We start from the raw sequence: 24,471 nt of genomic DNA, 5'->3' as shown, positions 1-24,471 counted from the left end.
TTCAGCTCCTTTGCGCGCGCCAGCGGCCGGTTGCGCGTTCCAGCAATTTCATCAGGACCGTCAGTACCAGTGCCATGCCAAAGTACATCAGCAAGAGCAAGGTGTAGATGGTGGTGCTGTCCTGGGTGAAGTTGCGTATTTGTTCGGCTCTAAAGCTCAAATCTCCCAGGCTGATCAAAGAGACCAGGGCCGTATCTTTCAGGTTCTGTACGGCCAGATTTCCGAAGCTGGGCATCATCTCCGGGATGGCCTGGGGCAGACTGATGCGCCATAAGGTTTGGCGCTCGGTAAAGTCCAGGGCCTTGGCGGCTTCCAGTTGGGAATGCGGCACAGCCTGAATGGCGCCGCGCACCACCTCGGCACCGTAGGCACCGATATTCAGGCCCAAGGCCAGCGTGCCCGCCACGACCGGGTCCAGGCGCCAGTCCAGGCCCATGGACTCGCCCAGAATCGGCAGGGCGAAGTACAGCCAGAAGAGCTGCACCAATAAAGAGGTGCCACGAAAAACTTCGATGACTGTAATGGACAGCGAACGCAGGGCTAAAGAGTGAGACAGCCTGCCTATGCCCAGAGCAAAGGAGGCGATGGCACCCACGACTGTAGAGTAAAACGTGAGCTGTATCGTGACCCAGGCCCCTTCCATCAGGGCCGAGCTGTAACTTAACCAATCCATATCAGGTTCCAGACAAGGGCAGGGCGGGGCACATCGGTGCTGCGTGCTTGGCCCTTGTCAGGGGCCGCGCAGGCCGCTGCGGCCGCCTTACCCGCAGGTGAAGGATCAGGCTTTACACAGCTGTTCCGTGGATTTCTCAAACGAGTGCGTGGCGTCTTCTTCGGTAAAGCCGTGTTTGTTCAGGATGGCTTTCCACTCATCGGTTTTCTTGAATTCGGCCAGTTCTTTATTGACGGCATCGCGCAGGTCTTCGGATTCCTTGGCAAAGGTAAAGCCGCCCCAGCTACGGACCGCTTGGCCGTTGATGATGGGGTCCTTGAACTCGGCAGCCAGTTCTACCTTGCCACCGCTCTTGGAGGCCAGGTTGCTGGCTGTTTGGCCGGTGGCCGCGTAGGCATCAGCCCGGCCAGTGGCTACCGTGGAAATGGCATCCGCATTATTCGAGATGGTGATCATGCGATTGTCCGGCACACCCAGGGCTTGCATCATTTCCAGTTGATCGGCACCGGCCATGATGGCGATCTTGTGATCGGTCTTGGCGAAGTCTTCATAGGAATGAATGTTCTTGGGGTTGCCCTTGGCGACCAGCAGGCCTTCACCGTAAGAGCTGTTCGGTTCCGAGAACAGCACGGTATTGCAGCGCTGGGGCAGGATCGCCATCTCGGCGGCCACCATATCAAAGCGCTTGGCTTGCAGGCCGGGGATCAGCGAACCGAAGTTGGCCGTTTCCCATTTGATCTCTTTGATGCCCAGACGCTCCATGATGGCCTGGGCCACTTCGGGGCCAGCGCCTTGGGCTTTGCCGGACATGTCCATGTATCCGTACGGAATTTCATTAGCAACGGCGACGCGAATGACGCCGCGCTCTTTGACTTGCTCCAGCGTGACAGCTTGTACGCTGGATGCGGCGGCCATCGTACCCAGCAGGGCAAAGGCCAACGCGCAGAGGGGCTTGGATTGTAGTTTCATCATTAGTCCTTTTTTCGCCTATACCATTTCGTTATGAATGATTTGTTTTACGAAAGATTTGCAGGGAAATAATAGCGTATAAAATCATTCGTACTCAAATTAAATGTATAGAAACTATCGGACGTAAGGACTGATTAGCCTTTCTATATATGGAAAGCAGCAGGTCTTAGGGAAAATGCGCGGTGTCCTGAGTACGCGTTTTTACTATGCTCCCAAGGATTAAAGAGCGCTTGCCCCCCAAAAAGCGCCTGGCTTATGCCTACCCCGGATCGATTCATGAATGAGTTTGGCGCGCCTTCTGGTGCGCCGACACCCTTTTGGAAAGCACGCGAAAGCGGGCTTTCGACCCCTGCCGGTTCGGGAAAGACACAGCACCAACAGGCTGTGTCTTTCCTGCAAAGACTGCCACCCCACGCGGTGTCAGACCCTTTGTGCCGGCAGTTGGCGGCTTCTTCAGATCAGAAGTGCAGCCAGAAGAAAAAGTTGGTGACAGGCTTACTTAATGCAAAATCGTGGAGGCTCTATGAGCAGAGAAGAGGGCGGTTTTATAAAGCAGCATTTGATTTGGGTGTTGGTTGCAGTGCTGGGGGCGTTTGCCCTGGGGACGGTGGCACTGAGCAGGGGGGAGAGTATCAATGCGCTGTGGATCGTGGTTGCCGCAGTCTGCGTTTATCTGATTGCGTACCGGTACTACAGCCGTTTTATTGCTCGTAAGGTCTTTGAGCTGGACGCGACCCGCATGACGCCTGCCTGGCGTCATAACGATGGTCTGGATTACGTTCCTACGAATAAGCATGTGCTCTTCGGGCACCACTTTGCCGCGATTGCAGGGGCCGGGCCTTTGGTGGGGCCAGTCCTGGCTGCGCAAATGGGCTACTTGCCCGGCATGCTCTGGATTCTGGCCGGGGTGGTGTTTGCGGGGGCGGTGCAGGACTTTACGGTTCTGTTCATCTCCATGCGCCGCGACGGCCGTTCGCTGGGGGATCTGATCAAATCTGAGTTGGGCACCGTGCCCGGTGTGATCGCCTTGTTTGGTGCCTTCATGATCATGGTCATTATTCTGGCCGTGCTGGCGCTGATTGTGGTCAAAGCCCTGATCAACTCGCCCTGGGGCACCTTTACGGTGGCCGCCACGATTCCGCTGGCGATTTTCATGGGGATTTATCTGCGCTTTTTGCGGCCGGGCCGCATTGGCGAGGTCTCGGTCATTGGCCTGGTTTTTTTGCTGGCCGCCATTGTGTACGGCCAGGACGTGGCTGCGCATCCCGTCTGGGGGCCTTTCTTCACGCTGGATGGCGAGGAGCTGACCTGGGCACTGATTATTTACGGCTTTATTGCCGCTGTGCTGCCCGTGTGGCTGCTGCTGGCACCGCGTGATTACCTGTCCACCTTCCTGAAAATCGGCACCATTGTGGGTCTGGCGATCGGGATTGTGATTGTGGCGCCGGAGCTGAAAATGCCCGCCACCACCAAGTTCATTGATGGCACGGGCCCAGTGTGGTCGGGTAGCCTGTTCCCCTTCCTCTTCATCACCATTGCTTGCGGTGCCGTGTCTGGCTTTCACGCTTTGATTTCCTCGGGCACCACGCCCAAGATGATCGAAAACGAAACCCAGGCCCGCTATATCGGCTACGGCGGCATGTTGATGGAATCCTTTGTGGCCATCATGGCTTTGGTCGCCGCTTGCGTGATCGAGCCCGGTATTTATTACGCCATGAATAGCCCGGCGGCCCTGATTGGCACCACGCCGGAACAAGCGGCTCAGGTTGTCTCTAGCTGGGGCTTTCTGATCACCCCGGCGGATCTGACCCAGATGGCCAGCGACGTAGGTGAAAACAGCATTATTTCCCGTGCCGGTGGTGCTCCTACCCTGGCAGTGGGCATGGCGTTCATCTTGCACAACGTCATCGGCGGGCCTGCGATGATGAGCTTCTGGTATCACTTCGCCATTCTGTTTGAAGCCCTGTTCATTCTGACGGCAGTGGACGCCGGTACACGTGCAGGCCGCTTCATGCTGCAAGACTTGATGGGCACCTTTGTGCCGGGCTTGCGGCGTACGGAGTCCCTGGTTGCCAACCTGATTGCTACCTCTTTATGTGTGGCGGCGTGGGGCTACTTCCTGTATCAGGGCGTGGTTGATCCGCTGGGTGGCATCAATACCTTGTGGCCCTTGTTTGGTATTGCCAACCAGATGCTGGCGGCGGTAGCGCTGGTGCTGGGTACGGTGGTGCTCTTCAAAATGAAGAAAGACCGCTACGCATGGGTGACGGTGGTCCCCACTATCTGGCTGCTGATTTGCACGCTGTTTGCAGGCTTCCAGAAGATGTTCCACCCTGACCCCAAGATTGGTTTTTTGGCACACGCCAAGGTGTATCAGAAAGGGCTGGCGGAACAAACCGTCATGGCACCGGCCAAGTCGCTGGAGCAGATGCAGCAGGTTATTTTTAACGATTACGTGAACTCGACCTTGTGCGGTTTGTTCATCTTCGTGGTCTTGAGCATGGTGTTCTTTGGCATACGTTGCGTGCTGAAAGCGCGTCGTAGCACGGTGCCGCATTCTGCCGAGACTCCGTACGAGCCTTTACCGGCTCAGGCAGCAGCAGGAGTTTGATATGAAAGGATTATTGACAGGCGCCATCTCGCGCAGTGCCCAGGCAGGGCGGGGCACCGGGCGTTATCTGGCCACAACCTTGCGTCTGATGGTGGGCGTACCTGACTACGAAACGTATCTGACGCATATGCGGGTGAATCACCCCGATCAGAAGCCGATGGAGTACGCCGAATTTTTCCGTGAGCGACAGCAAGCTCGCTATGGTGGGAAAGGACGTATAGCGTGCTGCTAAATTAGGCGGCTAAGGGCCAGAACCCAGTGTTCTGGCCCTTTTGCGTTTGAGCAGGGCAGCCTGTCATCAGGTTTGTATGTAGATGTAAAAATAAGACAAACCAGCCATCGAAACGATTTATCGTGGTTTTTCGGGATAACACGAAACAAAAGGGCCAATAAAAATAGCTAAACGAAATAATAGTTTCGTTTGGTGGTAATTTTTAAGGGCTTATTGGTATAAATATTCTGTCTTCCTGCGTTTTTTTGGATGAATCTTGCGAGTTTTGTTGGCGGCGCGTCAGGAACTGTGTTAGGATTTTTCTCATGACTTTCGCAACCCCTGTCTTCTACTTTTATTTTTATGCTTTTCCAATGCCGCTGGTGGAGGAAAGGACGGGTTGCACCAAACATAAGTAAGACCTAAATCCTGAAATAAGCCGCCAGCATCGTCCGGGCGGCTTTTTTTTCGTTTGCCCCCGAACCTGGCAAACCAACTGGAGTTCAATCGTGTCGCACAATACTGATGATTTACGGATTCGTGAAATTAAGGAGCTGTCTCCCCCATCCCACGTGATGCGCGAGTTCCCGTGCACTTCTGCTGTCTCGACCACGGTTCACAAGGCACGCCGCAGCATTCACAAAATCCTTCACGAACAGGATGATCGTCTGGTGGTCGTGGTGGGCCCTTGTTCCATTCACGATACCGAAGCCGCTCTGGATTACGCCCGCCGCCTGACGGTAGAGCGCAAGCGCTTTGCGCCCGAGCTGGAAATCGTGATGCGTGTGTACTTCGAAAAGCCTCGTACGACGGTGGGTTGGAAAGGCCTGATCAACGATCCGTTCATGGATGGCAGCTTCAACATCAATCAGGGTTTGCGCACCGCCCGCGAATTGCTGCTGGCCGTGAACCAACTGGATTTGCCCGCTGGTTGCGAGTTCCTGGACATGATCACGCCTCAGTACATTGCGGATCTGGTTTCCTGGGGCGCGATTGGTGCCCGTACGACGGAAAGTCAGGTTCACCGTGAATTGTCCTCAGGATTGTCCTGCCCTGTGGGCTTCAAGAACGGTACAGACGGCAATATTCGTATTGCCCTGGACGCGATCAAAGCCGCTTCCCAGCCGCACCATTTCCTGTCGGTCACCAAAGGCGGTCACTCTGCCATTGTGTCTACCGTGGGTAATAACGACTGTCACGTGATTCTGCGTGGCGGCAAGACGCCCAATTACGACGCTGAAAACGTGGAAGCCACCAGCCAGGCCATGATCAAGGCCGGTATGGTTCCCCGCGTGATGGTCGATGCCAGCCATGCCAACAGCAATAAAGACTACCGTCGTCAGCCCGAAGTACTGGCTGATGTGTCCGGCCAGATTGCGGGTGGCGATATGCGCATTTGCGGTGTGATGGTGGAAAGCCATCTGGTGGGCGGTCGTCAGGACGTGGTGGAAGGCAAGCCCTTGACCTACGGCCAAAGCATTACCGACGGTTGCATCGATTGGGATGACACCATCCTTGTGCTGGAAAAATTGGCTGAGGCCGTGCGTCAGCGTCGCAAGACACGAGTCGCTCTTGAAGAGGGGGCACTTAGCCACTCATAATAGGGTTTTGCCTTTTTGGAATGTTCATGAATGCACCCGGTCATGCCGAATTAGCGCGGCGCCCTTTACCTGAAGGTTTTATCGAAGCCTTGCAGGCTCAGTTCCAAGAGCGTTGCTCGCTTTCTCACGCCGTGCGTGAACACCATGGACGGGATGAATCGCCGTATCCACCCATGCTGCCCGATGTGGTTGTTTTTGCTCGCAGCACAGAAGAAGTAGCCTGGGTGGCGCGTCATTGCCATGAACATCATGTGCCCTTGATTCCTTATGGGGCCGGTTCCTCACTGGAAGGGCATTTCCTGGCTATTCAAGGAGGTGTCAGCCTGGATCTGTCCGGTATGGACGAGATCGTGGTGATCAATGCTGAAGACTTCACCGCAACGGTGCAAGCGGGCGTGACACGTACCGCCTTGAATGAACATATCCGTGACACTGGCTTGTTCTTCCCCATCGATCCCGGTGCGGATGCCAGCCTGGGCGGTATGGCGGCAACCCGTGCATCGGGCACCAATGCCGTGCGTTACGGCACCATGCGTGAAAACGTGCTGACCTTGACGGTCGTGACCGCCGATGGCCGCGTTATCAATACGGCTAACCGCGCCAAGAAATCCTCGGCCGGTTACGACCTGACTCGCTTGTTCATCGGTAGCGAAGGCACACTGGGCATCATCACGGAAGTGACGGTGCGTCTGTACCCGCAACCGGAAGCCATCTCGGCAGCAATCTGTAATTTCTCCGATCTGCGCTCTGCCGTGCAAAGCGTGATCGAAGTGATCCAGATGGGCATCCCCATTGCGCGTGTCGAGTTCATGGACACGGCGGCGGTGCGTGCAACCAATGCCTACAGCAAACTGACCCTGAAAGAATCGCCTCTGTTGCTGTTTGAATTCCACGGAAGCCCCAGCGGTGTGCAGGAGCAGGCTCAGGTCGTTCAGGAAATCACGCGAGACAATGGCGGCATGGACTTTGAGTGGGCTGATAAAGCCGAAGACCGTTCCCGCCTGTGGACCGCTCGACACAATGCCTACTTTGCCGGTCTGCAATTGCGTCCTGGGTGCCGCTCCAGCACTACCGATGTGTGTGTGCCTATCTCCGCTCTGGCGGAGTGTGTGGCTGAAACGGCGGCCGATATGGACCAGGCACCGTTCCCGTACACCATCGTGGGGCACGTGGGCGATGGCAACTTCCACGTTCTGATGCTGCTGGATGCTGACAGCCAGGAAGAGTGGGACGAGTCCGAGCGTCTGAACCATCGTCTGGTGGAGCGTGCCATTGCCATGCAAGGCACCTGCACGGGCGAGCACGGTGTGGGCTTGCACAAGATGGAGTTCATGCTGGCCGAGCACGGTCAGGATGCGCTGGATGTGATGAGCAGCATCAAGCAGGCGCTGGATCCTCATAACATCATGAACCCAGGGAAAATGTTGCCTCCACGTCCTCAGGACTGATCACCTGAGTCACTCTTGAGTCGCCCTGAAAGCCCGGACCGCGTGTCCGGGCTTTTTATTTGTGTGTTCTGGGCAGCACAGTTTTCCATAAACCCCAGCCGTGGGCGGTGTCTGCCTGTACATGCGTCAGGGCAGGCGTACAATGCCTTTTTTAGTTAGTCAGGTGCGCGCTGGGCGATACAGCCCGGTATCAGCAGCACCGCTCATCATCATTGCAATGACTATTTCCACCAAAAAAGGTCGCGTCGTTATCGGTATGTCCGGCGGCGTGGACTCCTCCGTTTCAGCCTGGTTGCTTAAAGAGCAGGGCTATGAGGTCGTCGGCCTGTTCATGAAGAACTGGGAAGACGACGACGATTCCGAATTCTGCTCCTCACGTCAGGATTGGCTGGATGCGGCCAGTGTGGCCGATCTGGTAGGCGTTGAGATTGAAGCAGTCAACTTCGCGGCAGAATATAAAGATCGCGTGTTTGCGGAGTTCTTGCGGGAATACTCGGCTGGCCGTACGCCGAATCCGGATGTTCTGTGCAATGCGGAAATCAAGTTCAAGGCCTTTCTGGATCACGCCATGACCTTGGGCGCCGACTGGATTGCGACCGGCCATTACGCTCGCGTGCGTGGCGTACCGATGGCGGGTGGCGGAACGGACTTTCAGTTGCTGAAAGGCTTGGATGCGTCCAAAGACCAAAGCTATTTTCTGCACCGCCTGAATCAGGCGCAGTTGTCGCGCACCTTGTTTCCTTTGGGCGAGATCAACAAGCAGGAAGTGCGCCGTATTGCCGAAGAACTGAAGCTGCCCAATGCTGCTAAAAAAGACTCGACCGGCATTTGCTTTATTGGCGAGCGGCCTTTCCGCGAATTCTTGAATCGCTACCTGCCCACTCAACCCGGCCCCATCAAAACGCCGGAAGGGCAGGTGCTGGGTCAGCACGTAGGCCTGGCGTTCCATACCTATGGTCAACGCAAGGGCTTGGGCATTGGCGGTGTGAAAGGCAAGCAGCGCGAGGATGGCACGGCTGACGCCTGGTATGCCGCCCGTAAAGATCTGGCTACGAACACCTTGTATGTGGTGCAAGGGCACGATCACCCCTGGTTGCTGCAGTCTGACCTGAAAGCGGAGCAAACCAGTTGGGTAGCGGGTCATCCGCCTGCATTGGGCCCCATTCATGCCAAGACTCGGTATCGTCAGGCCGATGCGGCCTGCACCATCTTGGCTGCAGAGGGCGAGAGCCTGTCAGTGCATTTTGACCAGCCTCAGTGGGCCGTAACACCGGGCCAATCTGTCGTTCTGTATGACGGTGACCGCTGCCTGGGCGGCGGCATTATTCAATAAGAGGCGGTGATGGACCCCATTCTTGTCATCAGTTTGTTGGTGCTGGGCGCAGGCATCGGCTTGGCCGCGGGTTTGTTAGGGATTGGTGGCGGGATGATTCTCGTGCCTTTCCTGACCTTTTTGCTGCCTTTGTTTGGCGTGCCGCAGGAACTGGCCGTCCATGCCTCGATTGCCACTGCCATGGCGACGATCTTGTTCACCTCTCTGTCCAGTGTGCGGGCTCACCATAAACATGGGGCCATCCGCTGGGATGTGGTCAAAGTCATGGTGCCAGGTCTGATCGTGGGCGGGCTGGTGTCAGGTGGTGCCATTTTTGCCATGATCAACAGCACGGCGCTGGCCATTGTGTTCGGTGTTTTTGTGCTGTATTCGGCCTCCAAAATGGCGCGCAAGTCGGCACCTGTGCAAGGCCGATCACTACCGGCTCCCTTCTGGATTGCCGCGATGGGCGCCTTGATTGGATTTGTCTCCGGTTTGCTGGGCGCGGGCGGGGCTTTCTTGTCCGTCCCCTTCATGTTGCGCGGCAACGTACCGGTGCGTCAGGCTGTGGCCACCTCCGCGGCCTTGGGGTTTTTCATCGCCCTGGCTAATAGTCTGGGCTATATCTGGTCGGGTCAGGCCAGCTTCGGCAGCCATCCGGGCATGATCGGCTTTATCTACTGGCCTGCTTTGTTGATTGTGTCGGCCACCAGTATTTGTACCGCTCCCTTGGGGGCGAGCCTGGCTCACAAGATCGACCAGGCGACGCTCAAACGCATCTTTGCCGGCATGCTGACCGTGCTGGCGATTTACATGATTACGCAGGCCATCACTCAGGCTTGATGTGTTCAGGCTGGGCTTTGTTAAAGACAGAGCCCAGCCCATCCAGCTCGGTTTCCTCTAGCGAGTTGAAAACTCCTCCTTCTGTCCATTGAATCGCCGCCAAGAGCGCGGCGATTGCCTGTTCGCTGGAAGTTAGCGTGCTGCCATAGGCGTGAAACTCATGCGTCATGTCTGGCCACACATCCAGGCGTACGGCGGCCCCCTGGGTTTTAGCCTCTTGGGCAAAATCGCGAATCATGTCGACCAGAATTTCTTTGCCTCCGGCCTGAATATAGAGAGGTGCCAGTTGGCGCAGGTCCTGGGCAATAGGGGAGAGCTGGGCATCACTCCAGTTTCCGTTTCCTTTCAACCATTGGCCATATTGCAGTGTCTGATAGCCCTGCACCATGTCGTAGCGATCATATCCAAACTGGCTGGCTCCTCGTCGGCCTATGTCCGTCCAGGGGCTAAGTGCCAGGGCCAGAGAGGGTTGGGGGAGCCCGGCTTGCCGCAGGCTGACTAGCGTCATCAGTACCAGATGTCCGCCCGCCGAATCACCGGCCAGGATAATGTCTTCAGGCAGGGTGCCGCGCTCCAGCAGATACCGATAGGCCTCTAGTGCATCGTCTTGTTGAGCCGGATGCGCATGATCTGGAGTCAGGCGATAGTCGGGAGCGAAGATGGAAATCTGAAGGTGATGAGCGAGCAGGGCAATGAAGTGGCGTGAGACGGTCGGGTAAAACGCATAGCCACCGCCATGAAAGTACAGCATGGTTTTGGAACGGGTGGATTTGCGGGGAATGAACCAGTGCCCGCGTGGCTCCTGGGCTGTACTGGCCTGGATCTGGACGGGCAGATTGGGCTCGGCAATGGTATAGAGGCTATCAAAGTAGGCTCTGCCTTCTGACATGCTTGGCAGGCTAAAAGCGTGGTTGAACTGCTTGCGATAGAACAGCGTGGCGATTTCAAAGGGGATAGACCAGCCGGGCACCAGCGGCCTGGCGATTGCTCGTCTGGCCAATACATCCACGGTGGTGGCCCAGAGTGTCAGGGCACTGCGGCAACGATGGGACCAGGATCCTTGAAGTACAGTTTTGGGCATAAGTTTGTTTAGCTGAAGTAGGATAAGAGGGCTTTCAGTGTGGCCTGCCCAGCGTGGGCCGGATAGAACGGAAACGACCTCCTATGTCCACTTTGCCTTCTGCTCGTCTGCATCACCCAACCCGACTGACGGCGACCGGTATCCACCTGGGCGTGGAACGCGACACTCGTGGTTTGGACCTGCGGCCGGAGCAGCGTCTGAACGTCTATCCGGCCTCGCCCCTGGTCGTTTTATCGTGGATTTTTCATGGGCAACTGCATAGCGTTCAGATGCCTGCTGAAGGTGGCACTCCGGTGCTGTCCGAGGCGCTTGCCGGAATGCTGTTTACGGGGCCTTCACGCAGGCCTTCCATGAGCTGGTCACCCGGGCCCGTTCATGCGATTTCGATTGGGATCTATCCCGATGCCTTCAAGCGCTTGTTTGGTCTTCAGGCTAGCGATTTTATTGATCTTGTCCTTCCCATGGAGCAGGTACTGCCGGTGTCTGCCTGCCAGATTCTGGGGCAGATACCGCCGGGAGAGGAGGGCTTGTTTGATCAGCTTGAGGCTGCCATTGATCAATGCGCCCAGGGTGCCGTAGCGACCAGAGGGGCGCTGACACTCAATCATTGGTTGACGGGGCTGATGGTGAAAATGGCCGCGACGCGCACGGGAACTGGCCTGCGCCAGGTGCAAAGACAGTTCAAGCGTTGGGCAGGGCAAAGCCAGCGTGAGTTGCAACGGTATGTGCGGGCAGAGCGTGCCTTTGCCCTGGTACAGCAGCAGGAAAATCCGGTCTGGTCAGAGGTGGCACTGCAGGCGGGTTATAGCGACCAGTCTCATTTCGGCAGAGAGGTCAAACGTGTTTCGGGCTTTTCACCTGCCCAGTTCGCCCAGCGCATGAAAACTGATGAGGCCTTCTGGATGTACCGTTTGCTGGGCGAATCCTGAGTCAGCAGACATAAAAAAACCCATTCAAAAGAATGGGCCCTGGCTTGCTTGAGCAGCCCTTACTGAATAGGCGGTAAGGTGCTTGCAAACGAGGGGCGCGCTTGGAGTTTCTCGTCCAGGCGTTGCAGATTGCCGTACTGCGAGCGCCAGTCCAGTTCAGGAAAGCGCAGGTCCAGATAACCCAGTGCGCAGCCAACAGCAATGTCAGCCAGGCTAAAGCTGGTGCCCATGCAAAAGGACTGGTCACCCAGGGTATTGTTCATCGATTGCAGGGCAGCGGTGATCTTGCTGTTTTGGCGGTCGATCCAGGCGGGCAGGCGGAGCTCTTCGGGGCGGCGTTTTTCCACCACGATGGCGACGCAGGCATCCAGCAAGCCATCGGCAATGGCTTCCCAGCATTTGACCGCAGCGCGATCGCGTCCGGCTTGGGGAATCAGGCGGCCGACGGGCGAGAGGGTATCCAGATACTCGACGATCACGCGGGAGTCAAACAAGTTTGCCTGATCATCCATAATCAGACAGGGGACTTTGCCCAGTGGATTGTGTTTCAGAATATCGCTGTCATCGGCCCACACATCCTCCAGAATCAGCTCGTAGTCGAGCTTTTTTTCCGCCATGACAACACGCACTTTGCGCGCGTATGGGCTGGTGAGGGAAGCTAGAAGTTTCATAAAAAGCTATCAAAAGTTGCAGGCTCAAAAAGTATAGCAGGAACCTATGGGCGAACGCCCCGTGGGTCGGGCCTGACCCCGTCGCTGGAAACAATGTCGGAAAACTGTGGTTTATTCGTCAAAGCCTCGAACAGCCGTCGCATTCTGACCCCGTGCTGAACACGCGGCATACGGGTGTCAGCACGCAATGTTAGAATGCGGGCTGACTTTATTCCCCCTCTTCTTTTCTGTAGAACGATGCACATAGCCGATACCCTGAGCACTCTGAATGCCTTGTCGCCATTGGACGGGCGTTATGGCAGCCGTACCGCCCCCTTGCGTGGCCTGTTGTCCGAAGCCGCATTTATGTGGCATCGCGTGGAGGTCGAAGTGGCCTGGCTGATCGGCCTGTCCGATGCAGGTCTGCCCGAACTGCCTACCTTCTCTGCCGAAGCCCGCGAGGTGCTCAAGAGCCTGGTGCAGAACTTCTCGGAAGACGATGCCGCCCGCATCAAAGCCATCGAACGCACCACCAACCACGACGTCAAAGCCGTGGAGTACTGGTTGAAAGAAAAAGTGGCTGATCACGCCGAGTTGTCCGCCGCCGCGGAGTTCATTCACTTTGCCTGCACGTCCGAGGACATCAACAATACCTCGCACGCCTTGATGCTGACACGTGCTCGTGAACAGGTCATCTTGCCGCAGTTGCAGGAAGTGTGTGATGCCATCAAGGCACAGGCCCGCTTGCACGCCGAGCAGCCTTTGCTCTCGCGCACCCATGGCCAGCCTGCCAGCCCCAGCACCGTGGGTAAAGAGTTCGCCAACGTGGCCGCTCGTTTGCAAAACGCCATTACGGCGATTGCTGCCGTTCAGCCTTTGGCTAAATTGAACGGTGCGACGGGTAACTACAACGCACATTTCTCGGCTTACCCCGAGATTGACTGGCCAGCCTTCAGCAAGAATGTGCTGGGCGGCCTGGGTCTGACGCAAAACGTCTACACCATTCAGATCGAACCCCACGACTGGATGGCGGCCCTGTTTGATGCGATTGCTCGCGCCAACACCATCCTGCTGGACTTCAACCGTGACGTCTGGGGTTACATCTCCCTGGGTTACTTCAAGCAGCGCCTGAAAGAAGGCGAGATCGGTTCGTCCACCATGCCGCACAAGGTCAACCCGATTGACTTTGAAAACTCGGAAGGCAACCTGGGCCTGGCCAACGCCATGCTGCGTCACCTGTCCGAGAAGCTGCCTATTTCGCGCTGGCAGCGTGACCTGACCGACTCCACCGTGCTGCGTAACCTGGGCGTGGCCCTGGGTTACAGCGTAGTGGCTTACGATGCTTGCCTGCGCGGTCTGGGCAAACTGGAATTGAATGCGGCGGCGGTCGATGCAGACATCGATGCTTGCTGGGAAATTCTGGCTGAACCCGTTCAAACGGTCATGCGTCGTTACGGTTTGCCCCAGCCTTACGAGCAACTCAAAGCCCTGACACGTGGCCGTGGTATTACTCAGGATGCCTTGCGCGAGTTTATTGGTGGTCTGGAACTGCCAGCCGACGCTAAAAGCTATTTGCTTGAGCTAACTCCACGCAGCTATCTGGGTGTGGCGGTAAAGTTGGCTCAGGCTATTTAAATCCAAACGGCTGTGTCTTTGCATAAGGCACAGCCGGATCGGGTTTTTTGAGCCAGTGCTTTATGAAGTGTTTTATGTTTCATCACACAGGAGTTCACATGAAAAAATTCGCGTTTCTGACTGCCGCTGCCGCCCTGTGCGCTGCGTTTGTTACGCCCGCTACCGCCCAGTTTGCCAAGCCAGAACAGGCCGTGAACTACCGTCAAGCCAGCATGTCGCTGATTGGTTCGCACTTTGGCCGTATGGCTCCCGTCGCCAAAAAGGAAGCACCGTATGATGCGGCTGCTATCGCTAAAAACGTGGAAGTGTTGACGGTTTTGGCTGCTTTGCCTTGGGGCGCCTTTGGTGCCGGTACTGAAGGCGGCGAGACCAAAGCTGAAGCCTGGAGCGATGCCCAAGGTTTCAAACAAGCAACAGACGATTTCACCGTGGCTATCGATAAGCTGAAAGTGGCTTCCGATTCCGGCGACTTTGATGCGTTCCGCGTGGCATTTGGTAATGTGGGCAAGTCCTGTAAGACTTGTCACGACGCTTACCGCAAAGAAAAATAAGCAGCTCGTTTGCTTATAAAAAAAGCCCTCGAAAGAGGGCTTTTTCTTTTAGGCCTGTGCCTGTGTTTAAAGGGTGCAGTTTGCCTGCAGGCAAGATTAGCAAGAATCATGATGGGATCTCAATGTTGATAACCCGTTTCACCGTGGGTACGGATATCCAGACCTTCGCGCTCGTGGTCGGCATCGACACGTAAACCACCGCAGACTGCTTTGGCAATTCTGAAGGCAATCCAGGCGGCAATACCCGACCAGACCAAGGTAATCAAAACGCCTTCTGTCTGAATCCAGAGCTGCATCCAGATGCTGTTGCCAGCGGCTGTGCCAGGGCCACCTAAAACGGGAGCATTGAACAGACCCGTCAGCAAAGCGCCCACAATCCCGCCCAAACCATGAATGCCAAATACATCCAGCGTATCGTCGGCACGCAACCAGCGCTTCAGGACATTGACGCCCCACAAGCAAGCTAGAGAAGTCAGCAGGCCAATTGCCAGTGCACCCGAAGGAGCCACAAAACCGGCCGCCGGGGTAATGCCCACCAAACCTGCAATCGCACCTGAACACGCACCTAACAAGGAAGGATGGCCTTTGCTGATCCACTCACCCAGGGTCCAGGCCACAACGCCAATGGCGGCTGCCAACATGGTGTTAAAGAAAGCAAGCGTCGCGTTTTCATTGGCAGACAGAGCCGAGCCAGCGTTGAAACCGAACCAGCCTACCCACAGCAGAGCAGCACCAATAAAGGTCAAAGGCAGGTTGTGAGGGGGCATGGCTTCACGACGGTAGTTGAGTCGTGGACCAATCATCCAGGCACCGACCAGGCCTGCAATACCGGCATTGATATGCACGACTGTTCCACCCGCAAAGTCCAGCGCGCCACGGGAGTTGAGCAAGCCGCCGTGCTGTTCATCTGCAAACCAGACCATATGGCAAATAGGCAGATAAGCCAGGGTGAACCAGATCACGGTAAAGACCAGGATGGCAGACAGGCGGGCACGTTCAGCCAGACTGCCAACGACCAGTGCGCAAGTCAGACCAGCGAAAGTAGCTTGAAAGGACGCAAACAGCAGCTCAGGCAAAGTACCCGACATGGAAAATTGCTGGTCCGCCGCATTGAACATGCCATTGAACAGCACCTTGTCCAGACTGCCGATAAAGGGATTGCCAGCGGTAAAGGCCAGCGAATAGCCGTAAATGAACCACAGCACGACGCCCAGACAAAACACCAGCATGGTCTGGGACAGCATGGATAAAGCATTTTTTTGACGCACCATCCCCGAGTAAAACAGGGCCAGGCCCGGCGCGGCCATCATCAGTACCAGAAGCGTGGAGACCAGCATCCACGATAGATCAGCGTTGTTCATGATGGGTTCTCCGATTACAGGGCTTGCTCATCACATTCGCCGGTGCGAATGCGGACGACATGGTCCAGCGGCTGGACAAAGATCTTGCCGTCACCAATACGACCGGTGCGGGCACTGTTTTGAATGGCTTCCAGTACGCTTTGCAATTGCTCGTCGGGAATGGCCAGTTCAATGCGGATCTTGGGCAGAAAGTCGACTGCATATTCCGCACCGCGGTAAAGCTCGGTGTGGCCTTTCTGGCGACCAAATCCCTTGACCTCAGTGAGTGTCATCCCCTGTATGCCCAGATCGGAAAGGGCCTCGCGTATCTCGTCAACCTTGAAGGGTTTGACGATGGCGGTAATCAGTTTCATAGGTGTTCCTGAAGTAAACACAGGCAAAGCTGGCCTTGCGGATGCAATGGAACACCGAGGGGGGTAGGAGACGGTTGAGAGAGGGCCGACCGGGATGGATAATCCTGGTGGATGGCTTGAGTGCAACCGGGCAGCGCCGGTTTGAGCGACTCTCCGGCTGTCAGCAGGGTGTGCGACAGCGCGAACGCAAGTGGTAGGCAAGCGGACCTGTGTTGTAGGTTGAAGAGCAACACAATTCCGGCAAGGCGAGTAAGCTAGCTAGGCACGTGACCCCGGTCTTGCCTAGTCGGTGGGTAGCGAGATAACAGCAGCGCTCTGTGACGCCTGTTTCCGCTCATCTCACCACCGCAGGAACAACGACTATGGAAAAATAATATATGCTGCAGCGCAACACGTGCGAATTTTATGCAGTTTTTTTTTAATAGTCTTAACTTTGCAACATTTTCCTGCTGCAAAACGGCAGACCGAATGAGAGGGAAAGGCTGGAGCAGGGGAGGGTTGCGTGCCCCTCTTTCCTTGCTACTCAGCCTGTAGTTCATGCGTGCAGAGGGCGTGAGGTTCGTCTTTCAGCCCTAAGGTTTTCCGGGCGGTTCATTGCCTGGAATCTTCTTGGGATCAGGCTCGGGATTCGGTGTTTTGCCCGGTGGTGTCGTGTCGGGGGCTTTGGTCGGATCAATAGCAATCAGCATGACAGTCTCCTGATTTGAATGATCTTTCAGCCTATCGGATTTTTCTGGCTAGCAAAGTAAACAACTATGACGGACGGATTGCTTAGCAAAATCGGGGCGGGGGCTTGCCGGGCAATGCTATGATCAAAAGCCTTGAAAACAGCGGACTAGCGCCTTGGGAAGCGAGTTGGAAAAAACCACCCTGGACCTGGAGAATTTTCTCCCGTATCAAGTCACGATACTGGCCTCGCATATTGCGGTGACGTTTGCGCGCCAGCATGCGCAGCAATTTGGTTTGTCCATACCAGAGTGGCGCATCATTGCCACCCTGGGTCGCTATGGAACCCTGACCTCGGGCAGTCTGACCGAGCGTACCAGCATGGATAAAGCCAAAGTCAGCCGCGCTGTCTCCCGCCTGACTGCCGCCCAACTGATTGCACGTCGCGATAATGAAAACGATATGCGCAGCAATCTGCTCTGCCTGACCGAACAAGGTCAAGAGGTACATGATCGCATCGTGCCTATCGCTCTGGATCTGGAGCAAGAGCTGACTGCCGCGCTGAGCGAAGAAGAGCTACGTTCTTTCAAGCAAATGATGACGCGCCTGGAAAACCGCATGGTGCAGCGTTTCGGCAGCGATTTCAGCGGCGACGCACATATTTGAAGTCTCAAGGGTAATCACGGAGTGGTGCTGGATTCTTATCACGCTAATATTGTTTCGTTTGAAACGAAACAATATTCAGGAGATGATAATGATGCAGGCCGTAGACAGCCCAATCGCAGCCAGTCGCTTGGAAACCAGGGTCATGTCGCCCGCTATCGGGGTAGAGGTAGCCGGAGTCGATTTGACTCAGCCTCTGGAGAAAACGCAGGTACAGGAACTGCGTTCTTTATTGTTGAAGCATCAATTGCTGGTATTTCGCGACCAGCCTTTGAACGCCGCACAGCACGTTGCGTTTGCGCGATGTTTTGGTGAGCTGGAGTTGCACCCGGTGTTCCCGCATGACCCGGAGCATCCCGAACTGGTGTTGCTGGGTGGCAATAACACACAGCCTGGGCGGGAGAATATCTATCACAGCGATGTGAGCTGGCGTGCTGAACCTTCCATGGGTTCCATCCTGCGTTGTATTGAATGCCCGCCTGCGGGTGGCGATACGATCTGGTGCAATATGGCGCTGGCCTACGAAAACCTGCCACCGCATATCAAGGATATTTTGCACGAGCTGGAAGCGGTGCATGATTTATTGCCCGGCTTTATCGACCGTATCCCTGAAGAGGAGAGGGCTGCCTTGCGGGATCGTTTCCCGGCTCAGACCCACCCCGTCGTGCGCACCCACCCCGAAACCGGCCAGCGAATTTTGTACGTCAGTAGCTGGACCACACATCTGGCCAATTACATCGAAACCGGTTTTTTCCGTGGCATGCCCGAGCTGCAAAGCGGCGCCCACTTTCTATTGCAGTACCTGGTGGATCAGGCGCGTCATCCCGAGTATCAGGTGCGCTTGAAATGGCAGCCTCATACCATCGCCTTTTGGGATAACCGCTCGACTCAGCATTATGCTGTTCAGGATTACTTCCCTTTGCCCCGCCAAATGGCCCGAGCCACCATTGTGGGTGACCGTCCTTATTGATCGTATCGCTGCACTTTTGACAAGTTGGGGGGAGACATGGAAAACCAGAAAAAATATTTCCCAGGACAGCGGTACGTCGTGGTGTTGTTATTGTTTTTGTTCATGGTGATCAACTTCGCGGACAAGGCGATCTTTGGCCTGGTAGCGGTTCCGTTGATGGAGGAGTTGGCCATCAGCCCGCAGCAGTTTGGCACGATTGCAGGCAGTTTTTTCTTTCTGTTTGCGATCTCGGGCATTGTGGTGGGTTTTATGTCCAATACGGTGTCCTCGCGTCTGCTGTTGGTGGGGCTGGTTATTGTTTGGTCTATCGCGCAGGTGCCGATCGCCATGGGGGTCAGCACGATTGCTGCTCTGATGGCTTGCCGTATTTTGCTGGGTGTAGGGGAGGGGCCTGCTTATCCTCTGGCATTGCATGCTTGCTATAAATGGTTCCCCGATCAGGAGCGAACCTGGCCCACCGCCATCGTCATGCAAGGCGGGCAGGTGGGGATGTTGCTGGCTGGTCCTTTGGTGGGTTACCTGGCAATCAGCCACGGCTGGCGCTCGGTGTTTTGGGTGACGGCAGCAGCAGGCGTGTTGTGGCTGGTGGTGTGGGCTTTGTTGGGTAAAGATGGTCCGATCAGTGCCACCGCGGCAACTACGGCGGATACAGGCAAGAGTACGAGTTCCTCTCGTAGTTCCTACCGTCATGTGCTGCTGAACCGCAGCTTTATCGGCAATCTGCTGATGTACTGGGTGGCTTACTGGTGCGCTGCCCTGGTCTTTACCTGGTTGCCTGCCTATTTGCAGCGTGGCCTGGGCTTTTCGTCTGATACGGCGGGCTGGTTGTTCTCCCTGTGTATCTTTGTGGCGATCCCGATTGTCTCGGGTGGTTCCTACCTGTCCAATCGCTTCTTGCGTCAGGGCTATTCTGCGCGAGTAGCACGCAGTCAGGTCACGGTCGGATTCTTGTTGGCGGGAGCGCTGTGTCTGTTGGCTGCGGCCTATCTGAATCCAGGGCCTACAGCCGGGATTGTGCTGATCGCTTTGGGCTTGAGTTTCCCGCAAGTGGGCTTTGTATTGTGCTCGGCCATTTCCGCTCAGATCTGCCCGGTTGAAAAGCGCGGTTCTACTCTGGCTATTACCAATTCCTTGTCCACAACGGCAGGTCTGGTCGCACCCATTGTGATGGGGCGTTTGATTCAGGCCGAGCCAGGCATTGCAGGCTTTCATCAAGGCTTTGCCTTGACGGCGCTGCTCTTGCTGGCGGGTGCGGTGTTGGGTTTTATTCTGGTCGATCCGGCCCGAACCTTGTCGCAAATTCAGGCCAAGGCGGGCAGTGCTTTGGGGGGGCCAGCTTCTGTGTAGTTGTGACGTAGGCTGACGCTGTGGCATGAAGAGGCGTCAGCCTGCCAGGTCTGTGCAAGAGCAGGGCTGCGCAGTCATGGATTGCCGCGTGTAGACACAAAAAAGCCCGCTGCAATAGCGGGCTAATTTACGGCGTTACGGCATGGTGTACCGTAAACAGCAGGATATTTGGTGAGTCGTGGTTGGCTCGAACTGTCGACCAATGGATTAAGAGGCCAACACCTGAAGGCGGTAATGCTGGAGGTAGAAGCTCGCCTGGTATAAGTGCGTCACGCCCTGGGTGTATGTCATCGCCCCATAGGGGGCGTTCGAGCCGGTTTGACTAATGCCTGCTATGCTAGATAAGGTGGCAGCATATCCGTGATGATTCCTGCTGCCAAGATTAAACCGAATGAACGCAAAATAAGCGTTAATTAACCAAACTAGAGAGATTTTCATGAGCACCAAAATTGTCACTGAAGCCGACCGTAAGCGTACTCCTCCTCCCGTTCCACCCAAGGGCGTGACCCTGAGCACGAAAACCCGTGGCCAGCGTGTTAGCCAGGAGCGTGGCGCGCATACCCGCAGCAAGAAGAATCCCGGCAAGCGCGCACATTCGGGTTAATTTCTGGCGACAGCTTGGAGCCTGGCAAGGCTTCAACAGTGCATGCTGGAAGAGTTAAGCATTTTCCAGACGCAAAAAAGCCCGCTGCAATAGCGGGCTAATTTACGGTGTTACGGCATGGTGTACCGTAAGCAGCAGGATATTTGGTGGGTCGTGACAGGCTCGAACTGTCGACCAATGGATTAAGAGTCCAGTGCTCTACCAACTGAGCTAACGACCCCTGTTTCCTGCGAAGAAAAAGATTATAGAGCGAAAATTATTCTGCACAAGCAGTGGTTACATAATTTTACGTTTATCGGGAAACGGGATCCGGACGAGCGAAGGTATCGCACATTTTCAACTGACCGCTTTTATAGCCTTCCATAAACCAGGCCATGCGTTGTTGCGAGCTGCCATGGGTAAAGGAGTCGGGCACCACATAGCCTTGGGATTGCTTTTGCAAGGTGTCATCTCCCACCGCTTGGGCGGCATCCAGAGCAGAGCGAATATCGCCGGGTTCCAGAATCTGGCGTTGTGCATCGGCGTGGTTCGCCCAGATACCGGCGTAGCAGTCGGCCTGTAGTTCAAGACGGACCGATGCCTGACGGGCCTGGGAAGCCGAGCCATTACGGCGGGCATCATCCACGCGGCGCATCATGCCCAATTGGTTCTGAACATGGTGGCCGACTTCATGAGCAATAACGTAAGCCGGGGCGAAGTTGCCTTTGACCCCCATCTTGCGTTCCATCTCTGTAAAAAAGCCCAGATCTATATAGAGTTTCTGATCAGCGGGGCAATAAAACGGACCCATCGCGGATTGGCCTGCGCCACAGGCGGTTGGCGTCGAGCCGCGATACAAGACCAGCACGGGATCGCGATAGCTGCCATTGGTTTGCTTGGCGAAAACATCACGCCAGACATCCTCGGTTTCACCCAGGATCTTGGCAATGGTTTGGCCCTGTGCATCGGAGCTGGGGACAGATTGCGATTGCGGGGCGCTGGTCGGGCCTTCAGCCAGATTCAGCACCACACTGGGGTCGACCCCAAAGTACATGGCCACCAGTGCCAGAACGATGGTCCCCAAGCCGATCTTGCCACCGCTCAGACGTGGCCCATTGGCACGGCGGTCCTCGACATTACGGCTGGAGCGAGATTTATCCAGACGCATCACGCTCTCCTTGAATTTGAAAACGTCAATGTACTCTGATTTCAGGTCCAGAGCAGGGGCATTTTCCATTCTTGTCACCCTCCAACAGTGAGGGGGCTTAAATTACCCTGCCATGACAAGTCATTGAATTGCTTGGCTTAATGTGACTTGTCCAGCGGCTATCCCCGAGCTTGCCCACTGAAAATGTGGATAAGTGGATAAGTGAGCCCGGCTGGCTGAGACGGGGTATGTTATTTTTCTCAGGGCGTACCCTATTGGAGAGCGAGTATGTTGGCAGGAACCTTGTTGGCCTTGCGCGACCATGCACGAGTACGAGCAATTGGAGCGGTCATTGCTCGATATGGGATTGGGGATGTGATGCATCGCCTGGGCTTGTCGGACCTGCTTCCTGGCAGCAAGACTCCCGTGGCAACAGAAATGCCTGAACGCTCTGCGCCTGAACGGCTGCGCCGTGCCTTGGAAGAGCTTGGGCCTACCTTTATCAAGCTTGGTCAGATTCTGGCGACCCGCAATGATTTATTGCCGCTTGAATGGACGCAGGAGCTGGAGAAACTGCAAGGACAGGCTGCGCCTGTGCCCTGGGACATCATCCGGCCCGAGCTGGAACAAGCGTTGGGCCAAACGGTAGAGCAAGCCTTTGCCCGCTTTGATACCCATGTCCTGGCTTCGGCTTCGATGGCCCAGGTGTATCGCGCCTGTTTGCGTGATGGCACTGAAGTGGTGGTGAAAGTTCAGCGCCCCGGTCTGGAGCCTTTGATTCAGGCAGATCTGCGCTTGCTCAAACAAATTGCCCGTCTGGTTCAACAACAAGGTTTGCTGCCTGAATATCGTCCTTACGATATCGTGCGAGCCTTGGCCGAGGCGGTTGCCGATGAGTTGGACTTTACGCGTGAGGCGGCGAATACCATCGCTGTGCGCGAGAATATGCAGCCCTTTAAGGACATTGTGGTGCCGCGTGTCTATATGGAGTGGACCAGTGCAACCGTCATGGTGCAGGAGTTTGTGCCGGGTGTGTCCCCCATCAAGGAGCAGGAGCTACTGACGATAGAGGCAGATCGCCCCTTGCTGGCACGTCGTGGTGCTTTGGCCTTTTTGCATATGGTGCTGGAAGATGGGCTGTTTCATGCCGATCCGCATCCTGGCAATATGATGGCCTTGCCCGGCAATAAAGTCGTTTTTATTGATTTCGGTTTGGTCGGCCATTTAACGGAACGTCGCCGTCAGCAATTGCTGGTTTTATTGCGAGCCATTGTGGATGGTCAGGCTGATGGGGTCGCCACCACCCTGCTGGATTGGTCGGGAGCGGAGGACTTTGACTGGAGTCGTCTGGAGGAAAGTGCCCAGCGTTATGTGGCCAGACAAAGTAGCGGGCTCTTGTCCATCTCCGCCGCCTTGCTGGATTTCATGGCCTTGGCCCGTGAAAACCATTTGATTCTGCCGCCTGATTTGGCCTTGCTGTTCAAAGCCTTCATCACCGCGGATGGGGTATTGAAACGGTTGGACCCTCAGTTTGATGTGGTCGAGGTTGCGCAGCCTGTGATCATGGCCTTGATGCGTAAACAGTATTCCCCCCGTCGTGTTTATGCGGATTTGCAGCGCAGTCTGCTTGAGTCGCGGCAATTGGCGATGGATGCACCGCAACTGCTGCGTTTGCTGATGCACCGGGTGCGGCAGGGGAAAATTTCTGCGCGAATTCAGATAGAAGGGATGCCGCGTCTGGCCACAGCCCTGGAAAAAGCCGCCACTCGTTTAGCGATTGCGATTGTGACGGCGGCTTTTGTGCTGATTTTGGGGCCGGTGCTGGTAACACGCGGCCCGTCCTGGCTGGGCCTGACCATTTTTAGCTGGGCAGGCTTGTTGGCCGCTTTGGCGGGTCTGGTCCTGGTCTTGTGGGGATTTTGGCGACGGCGTTAAGGAAATCCGGTTTGGGCTCTCGCGTTTTGTGCAGAGAGTGCTCAAGCGGCTAGTCTCCGTCCAGTTTAAAAGACGACCAGTAAAAATGCGGCTCAGCCCAAACAATCCCCGCATTATCCCCAGGTTTATTCACAGCTTCTGGGGATAAGTCGGGCTTACATAAAGTCGTCCATCCCACCGCCAACCGGAGCCAGACCGGTCATCCAATAGATGCCACAGGCAATCAATGCCACGATGATCAGAGCGAGAAAACGGGTTTTCCAGGTATCTTTGCTGGCAGGCAGGGCCGGTTCACTGGGGACAGGCATGCTGCCTTTGACCATGACGCTGGTTAATTTCTGACCACCTAGCACGCGATACAGGAAAATAGCCAGGATATGCAAGCCGATAATGGCCAGCATCACCCATTCGTTTGCCTTGTGCAGACCGGTCAGGGTTTTGGACCAGTCGCTGCTGAGATAGGCCAGGGGGCCAGTGGTGAAGATGTCGTCATTGGCAAACAGACCGGAAACAGCCTGAAAACCGAACACAATCAACATGATCCAGACCGACCAGGCACCGACAGGATTGTGGCCGGGGTAAACCGCCGGTTTGTCGCGCAAGTAGCGCAGGCTACGTACCGGATTGGGCAGGAAGTGGCTGAAGCGCGAGTAATAGCCGCCGATCAGGCCCCAGACCAGGCGAAACGCCAGCAGCCCTAAAGCCAGCAGGCCAAAGCGGACGTGCCAGTCCATCCACAGACCACCTGCCTTGATCGTCACAAAACAGCCTACGATGCTGATGACCAGCAGCCAGTGGAACAAACGGGTGGGTAAATCCCAGATGAGTAAAGGGCGAGTCGAGGAGGCTTGCATAGGGAAAATCCGGAGAGACGTAGACACCTGATTATAGTCAGTGTTCCGTTTGAGTCCGGGGGGCCGTATCAAGGTTCC

At 55.8% G+C, this 24,471-nt stretch carries 22 protein-coding genes and 1 tRNA gene; 14 read left to right on the top strand and 9 right to left on the bottom strand.

The features are described from left to right. Position 1: 1 nt before the first annotated feature. Together ehuC and ehuB are read right to left on the bottom strand one after the other, a co-directional pair. A complete protein-coding gene (ehuC, locus tag JYG33_RS07075; RefSeq protein WP_207875285.1) occupies positions 2 to 673 on the bottom strand; it encodes an ectoine/hydroxyectoine ABC transporter permease subunit EhuC in 672 nt (223 codons plus the stop codon). A gap of 105 nt (positions 674 to 778) precedes the next feature. Then, positions 779 to 1,645 carry an ectoine/hydroxyectoine ABC transporter substrate-binding protein EhuB gene (gene ehuB, locus JYG33_RS07070; RefSeq protein WP_207875284.1) on the bottom strand — a complete coding sequence of 289 codons (867 nt, stop codon included), beginning with the start codon at positions 1,643 to 1,645 and terminating at the stop codon, positions 779 to 781. 520 nt (positions 1,646 to 2,165) lie between these two features. On the opposite strand from ehuB, the gene JYG33_RS07065 reads away from it, so the two are divergent. The 6 genes from JYG33_RS07065 (at position 2,166) to JYG33_RS07040 (ending at position 9,668) form a co-directional block, all read left to right on the top strand. After that, positions 2,166 to 4,253 (top strand): carbon starvation CstA family protein, encoded by a 2,088-nt coding sequence (locus tag JYG33_RS07065; protein WP_207875283.1) that lies wholly within the window; start codon positions 2,166 to 2,168, stop codon positions 4,251 to 4,253. Between the two features lies 1 nt (position 4,254). After that, complete coding sequence (locus JYG33_RS07060; protein WP_153230571.1) at positions 4,255 to 4,485, top strand: CstA-like transporter-associated (seleno)protein; 231 nt, start codon at positions 4,255 to 4,257, stop codon at positions 4,483 to 4,485. 485 nt (positions 4,486 to 4,970) lie between these two features. Beyond that, positions 4,971 to 6,065, top strand: a complete 1,095-nt coding sequence (aroG, locus tag JYG33_RS07055) for a 3-deoxy-7-phosphoheptulonate synthase AroG (RefSeq protein ID WP_279382253.1) — start codon at positions 4,971 to 4,973, stop codon at positions 6,063 to 6,065. Positions 6,066 to 6,091: 26 nt separating this feature from the next. Then, the gene (locus JYG33_RS07050) at positions 6,092 to 7,513 is read left to right on the top strand and encodes an FAD-linked oxidase C-terminal domain-containing protein (RefSeq protein ID WP_207875281.1); all 1,422 of its coding nucleotides are present in this window, start codon (positions 6,092 to 6,094) and stop codon (positions 7,511 to 7,513) included. 217 nt (positions 7,514 to 7,730) lie between these two features. Next, positions 7,731 to 8,846 (top strand): tRNA 2-thiouridine(34) synthase MnmA, encoded by a 1,116-nt coding sequence (mnmA, locus tag JYG33_RS07045; RefSeq protein ID WP_207875280.1) that lies wholly within the window; start codon positions 7,731 to 7,733, stop codon positions 8,844 to 8,846. A gap of 9 nt (positions 8,847 to 8,855) precedes the next feature. Continuing rightward, entirely contained in the window at positions 8,856 to 9,668 is an 813-nt protein-coding gene (locus JYG33_RS07040) for a sulfite exporter TauE/SafE family protein (RefSeq protein ID WP_207875279.1), read from the top strand. Here JYG33_RS07040 and JYG33_RS07035 read toward each other — a convergent pair. After that, a complete protein-coding gene (locus JYG33_RS07035; protein WP_207875278.1) occupies positions 9,655 to 10,749 on the bottom strand; it encodes an alpha/beta hydrolase in 1,095 nt (364 codons plus the stop codon). The genes JYG33_RS07040 and JYG33_RS07035 overlap by 14 nt on opposite strands. An 83-nt stretch (positions 10,750 to 10,832) precedes the next feature. Between JYG33_RS07035 and JYG33_RS07030 the strand changes: the two genes are divergently transcribed. Then, positions 10,833 to 11,678: a helix-turn-helix transcriptional regulator gene (locus JYG33_RS07030; RefSeq protein ID WP_207875277.1), complete on the top strand. Its 846-nt coding sequence runs from the start codon at positions 10,833 to 10,835 to the stop codon at positions 11,676 to 11,678. Positions 11,679 to 11,737: 59 nt separating this feature from the next. On the opposite strand, the gene JYG33_RS07025 is transcribed toward JYG33_RS07030, so the two are convergent. Next, the gene (locus JYG33_RS07025) at positions 11,738 to 12,349 is read right to left on the bottom strand and encodes a glutathione S-transferase N-terminal domain-containing protein (RefSeq protein WP_207875276.1); all 612 of its coding nucleotides are present in this window, start codon (positions 12,347 to 12,349) and stop codon (positions 11,738 to 11,740) included. A 237-nt stretch (positions 12,350 to 12,586) separates the two neighbouring features. Between JYG33_RS07025 and purB the strand changes: the two genes are divergently transcribed. Together purB and JYG33_RS07015 are read left to right on the top strand one after the other, a co-directional pair. Beyond that, positions 12,587 to 13,963: an adenylosuccinate lyase gene (gene purB / locus JYG33_RS07020; RefSeq protein ID WP_207875275.1), complete on the top strand. Its 1,377-nt coding sequence runs from the start codon at positions 12,587 to 12,589 to the stop codon at positions 13,961 to 13,963. Positions 13,964 to 14,061: 98 nt separating this feature from the next. Beyond that, on the top strand, positions 14,062 to 14,514 hold the full coding sequence (locus JYG33_RS07015; RefSeq protein WP_207875274.1) for a cytochrome c: 453 nt from the start codon (positions 14,062 to 14,064) through the stop codon (positions 14,512 to 14,514). A 119-nt stretch (positions 14,515 to 14,633) separates the two neighbouring features. Here the strand turns inward: JYG33_RS07015 and amt are convergent, their stop codons facing one another. Both amt and glnK read right to left on the bottom strand, forming a co-directional pair. Further along, a complete protein-coding gene (gene amt, locus JYG33_RS07010) occupies positions 14,634 to 15,875 on the bottom strand; it encodes an ammonium transporter (protein ID WP_207875273.1) in 1,242 nt (413 codons plus the stop codon). A 14-nt stretch (positions 15,876 to 15,889) separates the two neighbouring features. Continuing rightward, positions 15,890 to 16,228 carry a P-II family nitrogen regulator gene (gene glnK, locus JYG33_RS07005; RefSeq protein WP_207875272.1) on the bottom strand — a complete coding sequence of 113 codons (339 nt, stop codon included), beginning with the start codon at positions 16,226 to 16,228 and terminating at the stop codon, positions 15,890 to 15,892. A gap of 855 nt (positions 16,229 to 17,083) precedes the next feature. Between glnK and JYG33_RS07000 the strand changes: the two genes are divergently transcribed. The 4 genes from JYG33_RS07000 (at position 17,084) to JYG33_RS06985 (ending at position 20,478) form a co-directional block, all read left to right on the top strand. Next, positions 17,084 to 17,560 carry a MarR family transcriptional regulator gene (locus JYG33_RS07000; RefSeq protein WP_207875271.1) on the top strand — a complete coding sequence of 159 codons (477 nt, stop codon included), beginning with the start codon at positions 17,084 to 17,086 and terminating at the stop codon, positions 17,558 to 17,560. 142 nt (positions 17,561 to 17,702) lie between these two features. Next, positions 17,703 to 18,527: a TauD/TfdA family dioxygenase gene (locus JYG33_RS06995; RefSeq protein ID WP_243430292.1), complete on the top strand. Its 825-nt coding sequence runs from the start codon at positions 17,703 to 17,705 to the stop codon at positions 18,525 to 18,527. Between the two features lie 36 nt (positions 18,528 to 18,563). Beyond that, positions 18,564 to 19,874 (top strand): MFS transporter, encoded by a 1,311-nt coding sequence (locus tag JYG33_RS06990; protein WP_207875269.1) that lies wholly within the window; start codon positions 18,564 to 18,566, stop codon positions 19,872 to 19,874. Between the two features lie 436 nt (positions 19,875 to 20,310). Beyond that, positions 20,311 to 20,478, top strand: a complete 168-nt coding sequence (locus JYG33_RS06985) for a hypothetical protein (protein ID WP_207875268.1) — start codon at positions 20,311 to 20,313, stop codon at positions 20,476 to 20,478. A 144-nt stretch (positions 20,479 to 20,622) separates the two neighbouring features. Here the strand turns inward: JYG33_RS06985 and JYG33_RS06980 are convergent. Further along, a tRNA-Lys gene (locus JYG33_RS06980) sits at positions 20,623 to 20,698 on the bottom strand. 72 nt (positions 20,699 to 20,770) lie between these two features. Further along, positions 20,771 to 21,625, bottom strand: coding sequence for a neutral zinc metallopeptidase (locus tag JYG33_RS06975; RefSeq protein WP_207875767.1), 855 nt, complete (start codon positions 21,623 to 21,625; stop codon positions 20,771 to 20,773). 267 nt (positions 21,626 to 21,892) lie between these two features. Between JYG33_RS06975 and JYG33_RS06970 the strand changes: the two genes are divergently transcribed. Then, on the top strand, positions 21,893 to 23,539 hold the full coding sequence (locus JYG33_RS06970) for an AarF/UbiB family protein (protein WP_207875267.1): 1,647 nt from the start codon (positions 21,893 to 21,895) through the stop codon (positions 23,537 to 23,539). Positions 23,540 to 23,694: 155 nt separating this feature from the next. Here the strand turns inward: JYG33_RS06970 and JYG33_RS06965 are convergent, their stop codons facing one another. Further along, a complete protein-coding gene (locus JYG33_RS06965; protein WP_207875266.1) occupies positions 23,695 to 24,393 on the bottom strand; it encodes a cytochrome b/b6 domain-containing protein in 699 nt (232 codons plus the stop codon). Positions 24,394 to 24,471: the final 78 nt, after the last annotated feature.

Source organism: Alcaligenes sp. SORT26 (genome assembly GCF_017377875.1).
Classification (GTDB): Bacteria; Pseudomonadota; Gammaproteobacteria; order Burkholderiales; family Burkholderiaceae_B; genus Alcaligenes; species Alcaligenes parafaecalis.
Note: the sequence above shows the minus strand (reverse complement) of the source record. Positions and strands in the feature narration are given on the sequence as shown.

Excerpts from the sequence above, each read along its gene's own strand:
- ehuC (WP_207875285.1), bottom strand. The coding sequence starts at position 673 with ATGGATTGGTTAAGTTACAGCTCGGCCCTGATGGAAGGGGCCTGGGTC.
- ehuB (WP_207875284.1), bottom strand. The coding sequence starts at position 1,645 with ATGATGAAACTACAATCCAAGCCCCTCTGCGCGTTGGCCTTTGCCCTG.
- JYG33_RS07065 (WP_207875283.1), top strand. The coding sequence starts at position 2,166 with ATGAGCAGAGAAGAGGGCGGTTTTATAAAGCAGCATTTGATTTGGGTG.
- JYG33_RS07060 (WP_153230571.1), top strand. The coding sequence starts at position 4,255 with ATGAAAGGATTATTGACAGGCGCCATCTCGCGCAGTGCCCAGGCAGGG.
- JYG33_RS07050 (WP_207875281.1), top strand. The coding sequence starts at position 6,092 with ATGAATGCACCCGGTCATGCCGAATTAGCGCGGCGCCCTTTACCTGAA.
- mnmA (WP_207875280.1), top strand. The coding sequence starts at position 7,731 with ATGACTATTTCCACCAAAAAAGGTCGCGTCGTTATCGGTATGTCCGGC.
- JYG33_RS07040 (WP_207875279.1), top strand. The coding sequence starts at position 8,856 with ATGGACCCCATTCTTGTCATCAGTTTGTTGGTGCTGGGCGCAGGCATC.
- JYG33_RS07035 (WP_207875278.1), bottom strand. The coding sequence starts at position 10,749 with ATGCCCAAAACTGTACTTCAAGGATCCTGGTCCCATCGTTGCCGCAGT.
- JYG33_RS07030 (WP_207875277.1), top strand. The coding sequence starts at position 10,833 with ATGTCCACTTTGCCTTCTGCTCGTCTGCATCACCCAACCCGACTGACG.
- JYG33_RS07025 (WP_207875276.1), bottom strand. The coding sequence starts at position 12,349 with ATGAAACTTCTAGCTTCCCTCACCAGCCCATACGCGCGCAAAGTGCGT.
- purB (WP_207875275.1), top strand. The coding sequence starts at position 12,587 with ATGCACATAGCCGATACCCTGAGCACTCTGAATGCCTTGTCGCCATTG.
- JYG33_RS07015 (WP_207875274.1), top strand. The coding sequence starts at position 14,062 with ATGAAAAAATTCGCGTTTCTGACTGCCGCTGCCGCCCTGTGCGCTGCG.
- amt (WP_207875273.1), bottom strand. The coding sequence starts at position 15,875 with ATGAACAACGCTGATCTATCGTGGATGCTGGTCTCCACGCTTCTGGTA.
- glnK (WP_207875272.1), bottom strand. The coding sequence starts at position 16,228 with ATGAAACTGATTACCGCCATCGTCAAACCCTTCAAGGTTGACGAGATA.
- JYG33_RS06995 (WP_243430292.1), top strand. The coding sequence starts at position 17,703 with ATGTCGCCCGCTATCGGGGTAGAGGTAGCCGGAGTCGATTTGACTCAG.
- JYG33_RS06990 (WP_207875269.1), top strand. The coding sequence starts at position 18,564 with ATGGAAAACCAGAAAAAATATTTCCCAGGACAGCGGTACGTCGTGGTG.
- JYG33_RS06985 (WP_207875268.1), top strand. The coding sequence starts at position 20,311 with ATGAGCACCAAAATTGTCACTGAAGCCGACCGTAAGCGTACTCCTCCT.
- JYG33_RS06975 (WP_207875767.1), bottom strand. The coding sequence starts at position 21,625 with ATGCGTCTGGATAAATCTCGCTCCAGCCGTAATGTCGAGGACCGCCGT.
- JYG33_RS06970 (WP_207875267.1), top strand. The coding sequence starts at position 21,893 with ATGTTGGCAGGAACCTTGTTGGCCTTGCGCGACCATGCACGAGTACGA.
- JYG33_RS06965 (WP_207875266.1), bottom strand. The coding sequence starts at position 24,393 with ATGCAAGCCTCCTCGACTCGCCCTTTACTCATCTGGGATTTACCCACC.